The 12220-nt window shown below is 64.5% G+C and carries 13 protein-coding genes; 6 read left to right on the top strand and 7 right to left on the bottom strand.

The window, feature by feature from the left end:
• From hutU to hutI, 5 genes are read right to left on the bottom strand one after another with little or no spacing between them, the layout of a single operon-like run.
• Entirely contained in the window at window positions 1-1674 is a 1674-nt protein-coding gene (gene hutU / locus ACVILI_RS16520; RefSeq protein WP_240564720.1) for a urocanate hydratase, read from the bottom strand.
• The gene (locus tag ACVILI_RS16515; protein WP_038646179.1) at window positions 1671-2045 is read right to left on the bottom strand and encodes a hypothetical protein; all 375 of its coding nucleotides are present in this window, start codon (window positions 2043-2045) and stop codon (window positions 1671-1673) included. The genes hutU and ACVILI_RS16515 overlap by 4 nt, the downstream gene beginning before the upstream one ends.
• Window positions 2046-2069: 24 nt before the next feature.
• Window positions 2070-2888 (bottom strand): N-formylglutamate deformylase, encoded by an 819-nt coding sequence (hutG, locus tag ACVILI_RS16510; RefSeq protein ID WP_038646178.1) that lies wholly within the window; start codon window positions 2886-2888, stop codon window positions 2070-2072.
• Window positions 2888-4429 carry a histidine ammonia-lyase gene (hutH, locus tag ACVILI_RS16505; protein ID WP_038646175.1) on the bottom strand — a complete coding sequence of 514 codons (1542 nt, stop codon included), beginning with the start codon at window positions 4427-4429 and terminating at the stop codon, window positions 2888-2890. Before hutH ends, hutG begins: the two co-directional genes overlap by 1 nt.
• Window positions 4426-5655, bottom strand: coding sequence for an imidazolonepropionase (gene hutI, locus ACVILI_RS16500; RefSeq protein ID WP_148307360.1), 1230 nt, complete (start codon window positions 5653-5655; stop codon window positions 4426-4428). Before hutI ends, hutH begins: the two co-directional genes overlap by 4 nt.
• A gap of 97 nt (window positions 5656-5752) precedes the next feature.
• Here hutI and ACVILI_RS16495 point away from each other — a divergent pair, with 97 nt between their 5' ends.
• Together ACVILI_RS16495 and hutC are read left to right on the top strand one after the other, a co-directional pair.
• Entirely contained in the window at window positions 5753-7105 is a 1353-nt protein-coding gene (locus ACVILI_RS16495) for a formimidoylglutamate deiminase (protein ID WP_038652521.1), read from the top strand.
• Window positions 7102-7842, top strand: coding sequence for a histidine utilization repressor (gene hutC, locus ACVILI_RS16490; RefSeq protein ID WP_038646173.1), 741 nt, complete (start codon window positions 7102-7104; stop codon window positions 7840-7842). Before ACVILI_RS16495 ends, hutC begins: the two co-directional genes overlap by 4 nt.
• A 150-nt stretch (window positions 7843-7992) precedes the next feature.
• On the opposite strand, the gene ACVILI_RS16485 is transcribed toward hutC, so the two are convergent.
• Window positions 7993-8337 (bottom strand): RidA family protein, encoded by a 345-nt coding sequence (locus tag ACVILI_RS16485; RefSeq protein WP_019857529.1) that lies wholly within the window; start codon window positions 8335-8337, stop codon window positions 7993-7995.
• A 220-nt stretch (window positions 8338-8557) separates the two neighbouring features.
• On the opposite strand from ACVILI_RS16485, the gene aztA reads away from it, so the two are divergent.
• From aztA to ACVILI_RS16465, 4 genes are all read left to right on the top strand, one after another.
• The gene (gene aztA, locus ACVILI_RS16480; RefSeq protein WP_019857528.1) at window positions 8558-9370 is read left to right on the top strand and encodes a zinc ABC transporter ATP-binding protein AztA; all 813 of its coding nucleotides are present in this window, start codon (window positions 8558-8560) and stop codon (window positions 9368-9370) included.
• Complete coding sequence (aztB, locus tag ACVILI_RS16475) at window positions 9370-10245, top strand: zinc ABC transporter permease AztB (RefSeq protein ID WP_019857527.1); 876 nt, start codon at window positions 9370-9372, stop codon at window positions 10243-10245. Before aztA ends, aztB begins: the two co-directional genes overlap by 1 nt.
• 30 nt (window positions 10246-10275) lie before the next feature.
• On the top strand, window positions 10276-11217 hold the full coding sequence (gene aztC / locus ACVILI_RS16470; protein WP_038646167.1) for a zinc ABC transporter substrate-binding protein AztC: 942 nt from the start codon (window positions 10276-10278) through the stop codon (window positions 11215-11217).
• A gap of 174 nt (window positions 11218-11391) precedes the next feature.
• Window positions 11392-11730, top strand: a complete 339-nt coding sequence (locus ACVILI_RS16465) for a TIGR01244 family sulfur transferase (protein WP_019857525.1) — start codon at window positions 11392-11394, stop codon at window positions 11728-11730.
• On the opposite strand, the gene ACVILI_RS16460 is transcribed toward ACVILI_RS16465, so the two are convergent.
• On the bottom strand, window positions 11727-12194 hold the full coding sequence (locus tag ACVILI_RS16460; protein WP_027046722.1) for an Lrp/AsnC family transcriptional regulator: 468 nt from the start codon (window positions 12192-12194) through the stop codon (window positions 11727-11729). The two genes, ACVILI_RS16465 and ACVILI_RS16460, sit on opposite strands and share 4 nt — an antisense overlap.
• Window positions 12195-12220: the final 26 nt, after the last annotated feature.

The following is a 12220-nucleotide window of genomic DNA, read 5'->3' as shown; positions in this document are numbered from 1 at the left end:
TCAGCCGAGAATGCCGGGCAAATTGAGCTGATGCTCCTTGGCGCACTCGATGGCGATATCGTAGCCGGCATCGGCATGACGCATGACGCCGGTCGCCGGATCGTTCCACAGCACGCGCTCCAGGCGCCTGGCGGCATCCTGCGTACCGTCGGCGACGATGACCATGCCGGCATGCTGGGAAAAACCCATGCCGACGCCGCCGCCATGATGCAGCGACACCCAGGTGGCGCCCGACGCGGTGTTGAGCAGCGCATTGAGCAGCGGCCAGTCGGAGACGGCGTCCGAGCCGTCCTTCATCGCTTCCGTTTCGCGGTTCGGCGAAGCGACCGAGCCGGAATCGAGGTGATCGCGGCCGATGACGACCGGCGCCTTGAGTTCGCCCTTGGCCACCATCTCGTTGAAGGCGAGGCCGAGCCGATGGCGGTCGCCGAGACCGACCCAGCAGATGCGCGCCGGCAGGCCCTGGAACGAGATGCGCTCGCGCGCCATGTCCAGCCAGTTGTGCAGATGGGTGTTGCCAGGCGTCAGTTCGCGCACCTTGGCGTCGGTCTTGTAGATATCCTCCGGATCGCCAGAGAGTGCGGCCCAGCGGAACGGGCCGATGCCGCGGCAGAACAGCGGACGGATATAGGCCGGCACGAAACCCGGGAAGGCGAAGGCGTTCTCGAACCCTTCGTCCTTGGCGACCTGGCGGATGTTGTTGCCATAGTCGAGGGTCGGCACGCCGGCGTTCCAGAACGCCACCATCGCCTCGACATGCTCGCGCATGGATGCGCGAGCCGCCTTCTCGACCGCCTTCGGATCGCTGACACGCTTCTCGCGCCACTCGGCCATCGTCCAGCCTTTCGGCAGATAGCCGTTGATCGGGTCGTGGGCCGAGGTCTGGTCGGTGACCATATCGGGGCGGATGCCGCGCCTGAACATTTCGGGCACGATCTCGGCGGCATTGCCGAGCAGGCCGACCGATTTCGCCTCGCCGGCCTTGGTCCAGCGCTCGATCATTTCCATCGCCTCGTCGAGCGTCTCGGCCTTCTCGTCGACATAGCGGGTGCGCAGGCGGAAATCGATCGAGTCCGGGTTGCATTCGATGGCCAGGCAGCAGGCGCCGGCCATGACGGCGGCCAGCGGCTGGGCGCCGCCCATGCCGCCGAGGCCGCCGGTCAGGATCCACTTTCCCTTGAGGTTGCCGCCATAGTGCTGGCGGCCCGCTTCTACAAAAGTTTCATACGTGCCCTGCACGATGCCTTGCGTGCCGATGTAGATCCACGAGCCGGCCGTCATCTGGCCGTACATCATCAGGCCTTTTCTATCGAGATCGTTGAATTTCTCCCAGGTCGCCCAGTGCGGCACGAGGTTGGAATTGGCGATCAGCACACGCGGCGCATCGGTGTGGGTGCGGAACACGCCGACCGGCTTGCCGGACTGCACCAGCAGCGTCTCGTCCTCGCCAAGCGTCTTCAGCGAGGCGACGATGCGGTCGAAATCGTTCCAGGTGCGCGCCGCCCGGCCGATGCCGCCATAGACGACCAACTCGTTGGGGTTTTCGGCAACGTCCGGGTCGAGATTGTTCATCAGCATGCGCAGCGGCGCTTCGGTCGTCCAATATCGGGCGTTGAGCTTGTCGCCGCGGGGGCTGCGCACTTCACGGATGTTGTGGCGAGGATTGTTCATCATTGTCCCTTTCGAATGAGATGCGCGGTGCTGCGGGAGCCGTCGGCGCTAATCCAAGTGATCCGCTCGTTGGCAGGATTGGAGGAATCGATCGTCATGGTGTAGCAGGCCCAAACATCAGAGGGCGGCCACAGCGAGCAGTACTGGTCACCCCGCACGTCCCAGCGGCCTATCTGGTGACTGCCGCCTCTGGCATAGCTTGTTGCGCCGCCGTCATCGAAGTCTTGGGACCAGCCGTCGCCCTGGACCTGCGCGCCCTTCAGATCGGCAAGGATTTCCGGCCCTTTCATCGCCACTTCGGCGGCGAATGCCGAAACGATTGCAGCTAGAACCAGCCCCCCCGCGAGAAGGAATGTCCTGACATGTTCGGTCACTGCGTTCCTCCGAAGAATTGCCGATCAGCCCTGCGCCCAGGCAATCGCGGTTTTCAGAATGTTCTCCAGCGTTACGCGGATCGGCGCCGCAAATCCGGCTTCGTAAGGCACCGGCCAATTGTCCGGCGAGCCCTTCTCCTCCGGCTCGCGCATGTAGCCACGGTTGGAGAGCTCCATCTGCAGCGCATGCACGCCGCTTTGTGGCTGGCCGAAATGGCGCGTGATCCAGCCGCCCTTGAAGCGACCATTGACGACCCATGTCTCGCCAGTTCCGACCAGGATTGCGGCGACCCTTTCCTGCAGGATGGGATCGGCGCTCTTGCCGTCGTTGGTGCCGAGGTTGAAGACTGGCAGCGTGCCTTCGAACAGACGCGGCAATACCGAACGGATCGAATGGCAATCGTAGAGGACGATGTTGTCATGCAGGCCACGCAAGCGGTCGATTTCGGCCTGCAAGGCAGCATGGTAAGGCACGAAGAATTTTTCGCGACGCTCGTCGACCTCCGACGGTCCCGGCTCCTCGCCCTCGCGGTAGAGCGGGTCACCGTCGAAGGTCTCGGTCGGGCACAGGCTGGTGGTCGCCTGGCCGGGGTAGAGCGAGGCGCCGGATGGGTCGCGATTGACGTCGATCACGGTTCGCGAGATGGCCGTGTGAACGACGGTTGCGCCGAGGTCGTTGGCGAAGTCATAAAGCTTGTCGATCCACCAGTCGCAATCGCGGCGGCCGAGCCAGGGCGACACCAGCCGGGGTTCGAGGCCGGCAAGGTCGATGCCGGTATGCGGGATCGACACCAGCAGCGGTGCTGTGCCTCGGCTGACGGTAAGCCAGGGTGTGGCGTTCATCATGCCGCTCCCGCGATGGACGGCAGCGCCACCGCGCGGGCAGCCCTGACGGTCGCGCCGCTGCGCACCATGGCGATCGCCTTTTCCATGTCGGGGTGGAAGTGGCGGTCATTGTCGAGATGCGGCACTTCAGCCCGGACCAGTTTGCGTACCGCTTCCAACGCGTTGCTCGACGCCAGCGGCTGGTGGAAGTCACAGCCTTGCGCGGCGGCCAGCAATTCGATGCCGATCACCGCCGTGGCGTTCTCGACCATGCCGATCAGCCGGCGCGCACCGTGCGCGGCCATCGAGACGTGGTCTTCCTGGTTGGCCGAGGTCGGGATCGAATCGACGCTGGCCGGATAGGCCTTCTGCTTGTTTTCCGAAACGAGTGCGGCCGCCGTCACCTGCGGGATCATGAAGCCGGAGTTGAGGCCCGGCTTGGGCGTCAGGAAGGCCGGCATGCCTGACAGCGCCGGATCGACCAGCATGGCGATGCGGCGTTCCGACAGCGAGCCGATCTCGCAGACGGCCAGAGCGATCATGTCGGCGGCGAAAGCCACCGGCTCGGCGTGGAAATTACCGCCGGAGAGCGCCGTGTCGTCCTCGGCAAAGATCAGCGGATTGTCGGTGACGCCATTGGCCTCGGTGCCGAGCGTATCGGCCGCCTTGCGCAACACGTCGAGCGCGGCGCCCATCACCTGCGGCTGGCAGCGCAGGCAATAGGGATCCTGCACGCGCTCGTCGCCGACACGATGCGATTCACGGATGGCGCTACCGGCCATCAGATTGCGCAGTGCCTCCGCCGTCTCGATCTGGCCACGGTGCTTTCTCAGGAGATGAATGCGCGGGTCGAACGGCGCGTCGGACCCCTTGGCGGCATCGGTCGACAGCGCACCGGCGACCAGCGCCGACTGGTAGAGCACTTCGGCTTCGAACAGAGCGGCGAGCGCATAGGCGGTCGAAAACTGCGTGCCGTTGAGCAGCGCCAGACCTTCCTTGGCGCCCAGCGTCACCGGCTCGAGGCCGTGCGAGACGAAAGCGACCTTGGCCGGGAAACGACCATGCGGGGTAAAGCATTCGCCGACGCCGATCATCACCGCCGTCATGTGCGACAGCGGTGCAAGATCGCCGGACGCGCCGACGGAACCTTGCGCCGGCACCACCGGGATGACGTCGTTGGCGAGCATCGCTTCCAGCAAATCGATGGTTTCGGGTCGCACCCCGGACGCACCCTGCGCCAGGCTGGCAAGTTTCAACGCCATCATCAGCCGGGCAATTGCGACTGGCATCGGCTCGCCGACGCCGGCGGCGTGCGACAGCACGATATTGCGCTGCAAGGTTTCGAGATCGCCGGCCGGGATGCGCACGCTGGCCAGTTTGCCGAAGCCGGTGTTGATGCCGTAGACCGGCTCGCCCTTGGCGACGATCCGGGCGACGGCCTCGGCGCTCGCCTTGATTCTTGGACGGCAGGCCTCATCCAGCTTCGGCACGGCGCCACGGTAGATGGCGCGCCAGTCGGCCAGCGTCGCATTGCCAGGCTTCAGGGTCAGTTCGGTCATTGTCCTCTCCAGATGCGGGCATGGAGCGGGTTGAAGCCCATGCGGTAAACGAGTTCGGCAGGGCGCTCGATGTCCCAAATCGTCAGGTCGGCGGATTTGCCGGCCTCCAGCGTGCCGGCGTTGTCGAGAAGGCCAAGTGCACGCGCGGCCTCGCGGGTGACGCCGGCAAGGCATTCATCGACGGTCAAGCCAAAAAGCGTCGCGGCCATATTCATGGTGAGCAACAGCGAGGTGAGCGGCGAGGTGCCGGGATTGCTGTCCGTCGCCACCGCCATCTTCACGCCATGACGGCGGAACAGGTCGACAGGCGGCTTCTTGGTTTCGCGGATGAAGTAATAGGCACCGGGCAGGATGGTCGCCACCGTGCCGGCCTTCGCCATCGCGGCAGCGCCTGCCTCATCGGTGTATTCGAGATGATCCGCCGACAACGCGCCATAGCTGGCGGCAAGTGCTGCGCCGTGCAGATTCGAAAGCTGGTCGGCATGGAGTTTCACGGGCAGTCCGAGTGCTCTCGCCTTCTCGAAGACGCGTGCGATCTGCTCCGGCGAAAAGGCGATGCCTTCGCAAAAACCGTCGACGGCGTCGGCAAGTTTCTCAGCGGCGACGTCGGGCAGGATCGTGGCGGCGACGAGATCGATGAAGGCGTCCTTGTCACCCCTAGCTTCGGGCGGCAGCGCGTGCGCGGCGAGGCAGGTTGTACGGATTGTGACGGGGCGCTCATTGGCCAGCCGGCGGGCGGCACGCAACGACTTCTTCTCATTGTCGAGATCGAGGCCATAGCCCGATTTGACCTCGACCGTCGTGACACCCTCGGCCATCAGCGCATCGAGGCGCGGCAGCGTCTGGGCAACAAGGTCATCCTCGTTTGCCGCGCGCAGCGACTTGACCGAGGACACAATGCCGCCGCCGGCGCGGGCGACTTCCTCATAGGTGGCGCCGGCCAGCCGCATCTCGAATTCATTGGCGCGGTTGCCGGCATAGACAAGATGCGTGTGGCAATCGATCAGGCCCGGCGTGATCCAGCGGCCCTCGCAATCGACCGTGTCCACGCCCTGCCCCGCCGAAGCCGGCATCGAGGCCTCCGCGCCGGCATAAACAATGAGACCATCGCGCGCGGCGATCGCGCCTTTCTCGACAATGCCGAGGCCCGCCACACCGTCGGCCATGGTCGCCAGGCGCGCATTGCGCCAGACACGAAGGCCGCTCTTCCCGTTTGCTCCACCCATCATCTTTTCCATTTGAAAGGATGACGATTATGTATATACATATTGAAACGCGACGCAAGTGGTCTCGTCGCTTAGGCATGCAGATTTGGAGACGGACGTGACGGCGATCTTTGCGGAACAGGCGCTGCTGCCCGAGGGCTGGCAAGGCAATGTCAGGATCGCGCTCGATGATGGCCGCATCGCCTCAGTCGAGGCGGACGCGGCACCGCAGGCCGGCGACGAGCGCCACACAATTGTCGTCCCCGGCATGCCCAACCTGCACAGCCACGCCTTCCAGCGCGGCATGGCCGGCCTGGCTGAGCTTCGCGGCCCCTCCGCCGACAGTTTCTGGAGCTGGCGCGAGGTGATGTATCGCTTCGCGCTGTCGATGACGCCCGATCAGGTCGAGGCGGTCGCCGCGCAGCTCTATGTCGAGATGCTGGAGGCCGGTTTTTCCCGCGTCGGCGAATTTCACTATCTGCACCACGACCGCGACGGAAACCCCTACGCCAATCTTGCCGAGATGGCCGAGCGCATCGCCGCCGCCGCCGGCGAAACCGGTATCGGCCTGACGCTGCTGCCGGTGTTTTATGCGCACTCCTCCTTCGGCGGAGCGGCCCCGAACGAAGGCCAAAGGCGATTCATCAACGATGTGAATCGGTTCTCCCGGCTTGTTGAGAAGTCCAGTGAATCGGTTCGCGCGTTGAATCAGGCTGTCGTCGGCGTCGCGCCTCACAGCCTGCGCGCCGCCACACCGGAGGAATTGACCCAAGTTGCTGCTTTGGCGCCGAATGGGCCGATCCACATCCACGTCGCCGAACAAGTGAAGGAGGTCGAGGACTGCCTCGCCTGGTCCGGCGCGCGCCCGGTCGAATTTCTGCTGGCCAATGCCGAGGTCGACCAGCGCTGGTGCCTGATCCACGCCACCCATATGACCGATGCCGAAACCATCGGCATGGCCAGGAGCGGCGCCATCGCCGGTCTTTGCCCGATCACCGAGGCCAATCTCGGCGACGGGACGTTTGCAGCGCCGCTATTCACCGAGCATGGCGGCCGCTTCGGTATCGGCTCCGATTCCAACGTGCTGATCGGCCTGCCCGACGAATTGCGCCAACTCGAATATTCGCAGCGCCTCGCCCACCGCGCCCGCAATGTGCTGGCGGTGGCCGGCGGCTCGACCGGGCGGGCGCTGTTCGACGCAGCACTCGACGGCGGCAGCCAGGCGCTCGGCGCCGGTGCCTCGCAGATCGCCGCCGGCGCCGCGGCAGATCTCGTCTCGCTCGACGCCGGCCATCCTTCTCTGGCCGGCAAGGCAGGCGACGCCATCCTCGACGCCTGGATCTTCGCCAATGGCAGCACGATCGATTGCGTCTGGGTGCACGGCAAGAAGCAGGTCAGCGGCGGCAGGCATGCCAGGCGCGAAGCTATCGCAGAGCGTTTTCGCGCCGTGATGAGGGCGCTTTCGGCATGAGCACGGTCGAGACGGCGGATGCGGACAGCGGCGGTTCCCTGCACCAACGCATCCTGTCCGACATCAGCGAAAAGATCCTGTCGGGCGCCTGGGCGCCCGGACATCGCATTCCGTTCGAGCACGAACTGACGACCGAGTACAATTGCTCGCGCATGACGGTGAACAAGGCGCTGTCGCAGTTGGCCAAGGCCGGGCTGATCGAACGCCGCCGCCGCTCGGGCAGCTTCGTCCGCCGGCCGCAGTCGCAGGCAGCAGTGCTGGAACTTCACGACATCAGGATCGAGGTCGAGGCGCTTGGCCTGCCCTATCGCTACGAGCGGCTGGAACAGCTCAAGCGCCGCAGCAATGCGGAGGACAGAGCGCTGCTCGGGCTGCCCGCCGCAGGCTCGGTGCTATGGATCGAAGGCCTGCATTTTGCCGGCGAACGGCCCTTCGCACTCGAGCAGCGCCTGATCAATCTTTCCGCGGTTCCGGAAGCCGGGAACGAAGAGTTTCTGGAGATCGCCGCCGGCCCCTGGCTGATCGGCCGCGTTCCATGGAGCGAGGCCGAGCATCGCATCCGCGCCATGGCCGCCGATGAGGCTATCGCCGACGCGCTCGACATCGATCCGGGCGCGCCATGCCTTGTGGTCGAGCGCCGCACCTGGAGCGCTGAACACCCGGTTACCCATGTGCGGTTTATCTATCCGGCGGAAAGCCATACGCTGGTGGCGAGATTCACGCCGTCGCAGGGGTGAGGCGTGTCCAGCCGACGGCTGGCGAAAAGCCAACGATCTGGCTTTTCGAACGCCGAACGCCCGGAGCCATAGCGAAGGGCAGTTGCGCAGTCCGGGACAAGACCCGATCTCCCCCCTTGTGGGGGAGATTGGCAGTTTCAGCGCCGTGCCTTAAATCGCCGCCGTAACGATAATCTCGACCAGATATTCCGGGCCAGCCAACTTGGCTTCGCCGGTGGCGCGGGCGGGGGTGTGGCCCTGCGGCACCCACTTGTCCCATTCCGAATTCATCTCGGCGAAGGTACCCATATCCGCCAGCCAGATGATCGCCTGAACGATCTTGGTCTTGTCGGTGCCGGCCTTGGCCAGTAATTCGTCGATGGCCGCCAGAATGTCGCGGGTCTGCGAGGCGACGTTGCCGCCGGGCTCGCCGACCTGGCCGGCCAGATAGACGGTGTTGCCGTGGATGACGATCTGACTCATGCGCGGGCCAACATCGATGCGACGAATGCTCATGGGAGGTTCCTTCCTGTTATGGGTGGCGACTGTTTAGAGTTGCGGTTCGCTTCGGGCAAGGCCGCCGGGGCCAAATCCCCTTGGACCAGTGCGCAAACGACTCACGGCAAGTTGAGCCGCCGGTCGCAATTCCGCCTGATTGGCTTGTTGACTAATGTAATAACATCACATATCCAATCGGCCCTGCCCGCGGCCGGGTTTCGCTGCTCCACGGAACGACATGACCCAGACCTGCCTGACATTCCGTGACCTCACGCTGGGCTACAACAGCCACCCGGCGATCCACCATCTCGACGGCACGATCCGCAAGGGCTCGCTGACCGCCGTTGTCGGCGCCAACGGCTCCGGCAAGTCGACGCTGATGAAGGGCATTGTCGGCGTGCTGAAGCCTATGGCCGGTGAGGTTGCTCGCGCACCCGGCGTGCGCGCCGCCTACCTGCCGCAGCAATCGGAGCTCGATCGCTCCTTTCCCGCCCGCGTCGTCGACCTGGTCTCGCTCGGTCTCTGGCCGAAGCGCGGCATGCTCGGCCGCTACACATCAGAGGATCGCGCGGCGGTCAGCCAGGCGCTGATGGCGGTCGGCCTCGGCGGCTTCGAGAAGCGGCCGATCGACACGCTGTCGGGTGGCCAGCTGCAGCGCACGCTGTTTGCCCGCGTGCTGCTGCAGGACGCCGACCTGATCCTGCTCGACGAGCCATTCAACGCCGTCGATGCCAAGACGGTCGGCGATCTGATCGCCCTGATCAAGCGTTGGCACGGCGAGGAACGGACCATCATGGTCGTCGTCCATGATCTCGATCTGGTGCGGCAGAATTTTCCGGAGACGCTGCTTTTGGCCCGCCAGCCGATCGCCTGGGGCGAAACGCGCGAGACGCTGAAGCCGGAAAACCTTCTGCGCGCCCGTCGCTTCCATGAAGCCTGGGAGGAGAACGCGCCCTGGTGCGAGCCGGACGGGCACGGTCATGATCATGCCCATGGCCACGATCATCATGGCCACGATCACGACCATGACGCCGGGCCGAGGGCTGCCTGATGGACGCGCTCTACGGTCTGTTCATCGCACCGTTCGCCGATTTCGGCTTCATGCAGCGGGCGCTGTTCGGCTCGCTGATGCTGTCGTTGGGCGCCTGCCCGATCGGCGTCTTCCTGATGCTGCGGCGCATGAGCCTGTCGGGCGACGCCATGGCGCATGCCATCCTGCCGGGCGCGGCCGCCGGCTTCCTGTTCTATGGTTTGGAAATCCTGCCGATGACCATTGGCGGGCTGATCGCCGGTATTATCGTGGCGCTCGGCGCCGGTGCTGTCTCGCGTTTCACCATCCAGCGCGAGGACGCCTCGATGGCGGCCTTCTATCTGATTTCGCTGGCCATCGGCGTGCTGATGGTGTCGATCCGCGGCTCAAGCGTCGATCTCATGCATGTGCTGTTCGGCACGGTGCTGGCGCTCAACAATGAGGCGCTGACGCTGATCGGCGGCATCGTCGCGGTGACGCTGGTCAGCCTCGCCATCTTCTGGCGGGCTCTGGTCGCCGAATGCCTCGATCCGCTGTTCCTGCGTTCGGTCAGCCGCATGGGCAGCCCGGTGCACTTCATCTTCCTTGGTCTCGTCGTGCTCAACCTCGTCGGCGGATTTCAGGCGCTCGGCACGCTTCTGTCGGTCGGACTGATGATGCTGCCGGCGGCAGCCGCCCGCTTCTGGACGGTGCGCGTCGAGCCGATGTGCGTGCTGGCCGTGCTGATCGGCTTTGCCTCCTGCATCGCCGGGCTGCTGTTGTCCTATCACGCCTCGCTGCCGTCCGGACCTGCCATCATCCTGTCGGCCGGTGTCGTCTACTTCGCCTCGATCCTGTTCGGCACGCGCGGCATTCTGCGCGCCCGCATCATCCATCACCGTCACAGAACGGCCTGATCCCTCGCCCCTCGAAAGGAGACCCCGCCTATGCTGAGATCCATCCGTGCCGCTCTGGCGATGAGCGTTATAACATTAACTGCCTTTGGCGCATCGTCGACGTTCGCGGCGCCGCTGAAAGTCGTCGCCAGCTTCACCGTCATTGCCGATTTTGCCAAAAATGTCGGCGGCGATCGTGTCGACATCACCACCATCGTCGGCCCGGATGGCGATGCCCATGTCTATGAGCCGAGCCCGGCCGACGCGGTCGCCATGGCCAAGGCCGATATCGTGCTGGTCAATGGCCTGCATTTCGAAGGCTTTTTGCAGCGGCTGGTCGATGCCAGCGCCACCAAGGCCTCGATCGTCACCTTGACCAAAGGCGTGACGCCGATCGACTTCAAACCTGAATTCGCCGACGCCGACGCGGCCGAAGGTGCCGGCACCGGTGGCGGCAAGACCGTTACCGATCCGCACGCCTTCCAGTCGATCGCCAACGCCAAGATCTATGTGAAGAACATCGCCGAGGCTTTCTGCGCGGCCGACAGCGACGGCTGCGTCGGCTACCAGACCAATGCCGCCGCCTACACCAAGAAGCTCGATGCGCTGGAAGGCGAAGTGAAGGCCGCGATCCAGTCGATCCCCGAGGCCAAGCGCGTCGTCATCACCTCGCACGACGCCTTCGGCTATTTCGAACACGAATACGGCCTGACCTTCCTCGCCCCGCAGGGCATTTCTACCGATTCCGAACCGTCGGCCGCCGATGTCGCCAAGCTGGTCGAGCAGGTGAAGCAGGACAAGGCGGCGGCGATCTTCGTGGAAAACATCACCAACCCGCGCCTGATCGAACAGATCGCCAGCGAAACCGGCATCAAGGTGGGCGGCACGCTCTACTCGGATGCGCTGTCGCAGCCCGATGGCCCAGGATCGACCTATATCGACATGATGCACAACAACATCCGCCAGATCAAAGGCGCGATCCTCGGCAGCTGAGGAGCGCCGATCCCGGAAAAGGCGGAGGCCTTCCAGCCCGAACTGTGGCGATGCCTGACCGTTGGAATCCTCGCCGGAAACGTCTATCTCTGCAGAACGATTTCCGCTGGCGGATTGCCGGCCACGTCGGGGAGTGGCAAGACTCCCTGCAAATCAGATTGCGAGGATGCTGCGATGGAATACCGCGAAATCAGCGACGACTATTCGGTCTCTGGCCAGATCCAGCCCGAAGACGTCGCCGCCATCAAGGAAGCCGGTTTCAAGAGCGTCATCTGCAACCGGCCGGATGACGAGCAACCCGGCCAGCCTTCGGCCAAAAGCATCGGATCGGCGGTCGAAGCCGCCGGCCTCGCCTTCCGCTATATCCCCGTCATCAGCGGCCAGATCACCGCCGAGAATGTCGAGGACCAGGCCGAGGCGCTGGACGAAATGGAGGGTCCGGTGTTCGCCTATTGCCGCTCCGGCGCGCGCTGCACGAATCTGTACGGGCTGATCCAGCAGTCGAAGGGTTAGATCGGCAGCGCGCCGGTTTCCTTCAGCGTTTCCAGCACGATCGCCGTCTTCACATGCTGCACGGATTCGTGCGGCAGGAGCACGCCGTTGACGAACTCCGACAGCGACTTCAGGTCGGGCGTCACCACCTTCAGGATATAGTCCATCTCGCCGGTCAGCGCGTGCGCCTCCTGCACCTCGGGCAGCCGCGCCACCAGTTCGCCGAAGCGCTGGGCGTTGTCGCGATTGTGGGTGGCCAGGGTCACCGAGATGACGTTGACCAGCGAGAAGCCGAGCTTGTCGCGGTCGAGCACCGCCCGATAACCCTTGATGTAGCCGTCCTCTTCGAGCCGCTGGCGGCGGCGCGAGCATTGCGACGCCGACAGGTTCACCCGCTCCGAGAGATCGTTGTTGGTCAGCCGCGCATCGCCTTGCAAAAGCGCCATTATCTTGCGGTCAAATTGGTCAACGCGCGTCTCATCCATGGTTTTGTCTCTCAACATGCATGCTT

The organism is Mesorhizobium sp. USDA 4775 (assembly GCF_054062655.1).
Note: the sequence above shows the minus strand (reverse complement) of the source record. Positions and strands in the feature narration are given on the sequence as shown.

Coding starts and splice junctions, on each gene's coding strand:
- hutU (WP_240564720.1), bottom strand. CDS start 1,674: ATGATGAACAATCCTCGCCACAACATCCGTGAAGTGCGCAGCCCCCGC.
- hutG (WP_038646178.1), bottom strand. CDS start 2,888: ATGAACGCCACACCCTGGCTTACCGTCAGCCGAGGCACAGCACCGCTG.
- hutH (WP_038646175.1), bottom strand. CDS start 4,429: ATGACCGAACTGACCCTGAAGCCTGGCAATGCGACGCTGGCCGACTGG.
- hutI (WP_148307360.1), bottom strand. CDS start 5,655: ATGGGTGGAGCAAACGGGAAGAGCGGCCTTCGTGTCTGGCGCAATGCG.
- hutC (WP_038646173.1), top strand. CDS start 7,102: ATGAGCACGGTCGAGACGGCGGATGCGGACAGCGGCGGTTCCCTGCAC.
- ACVILI_RS16485 (WP_019857529.1), bottom strand. CDS start 8,337: ATGAGCATTCGTCGCATCGATGTTGGCCCGCGCATGAGTCAGATCGTC.
- aztA (WP_019857528.1), top strand. CDS start 8,558: ATGACCCAGACCTGCCTGACATTCCGTGACCTCACGCTGGGCTACAAC.
- aztB (WP_019857527.1), top strand. CDS start 9,370: ATGGACGCGCTCTACGGTCTGTTCATCGCACCGTTCGCCGATTTCGGC.
- aztC (WP_038646167.1), top strand. CDS start 10,276: ATGCTGAGATCCATCCGTGCCGCTCTGGCGATGAGCGTTATAACATTA.
- ACVILI_RS16465 (WP_019857525.1), top strand. CDS start 11,392: ATGGAATACCGCGAAATCAGCGACGACTATTCGGTCTCTGGCCAGATC.
- ACVILI_RS16460 (WP_027046722.1), bottom strand. CDS start 12,194: ATGGATGAGACGCGCGTTGACCAATTTGACCGCAAGATAATGGCGCTT.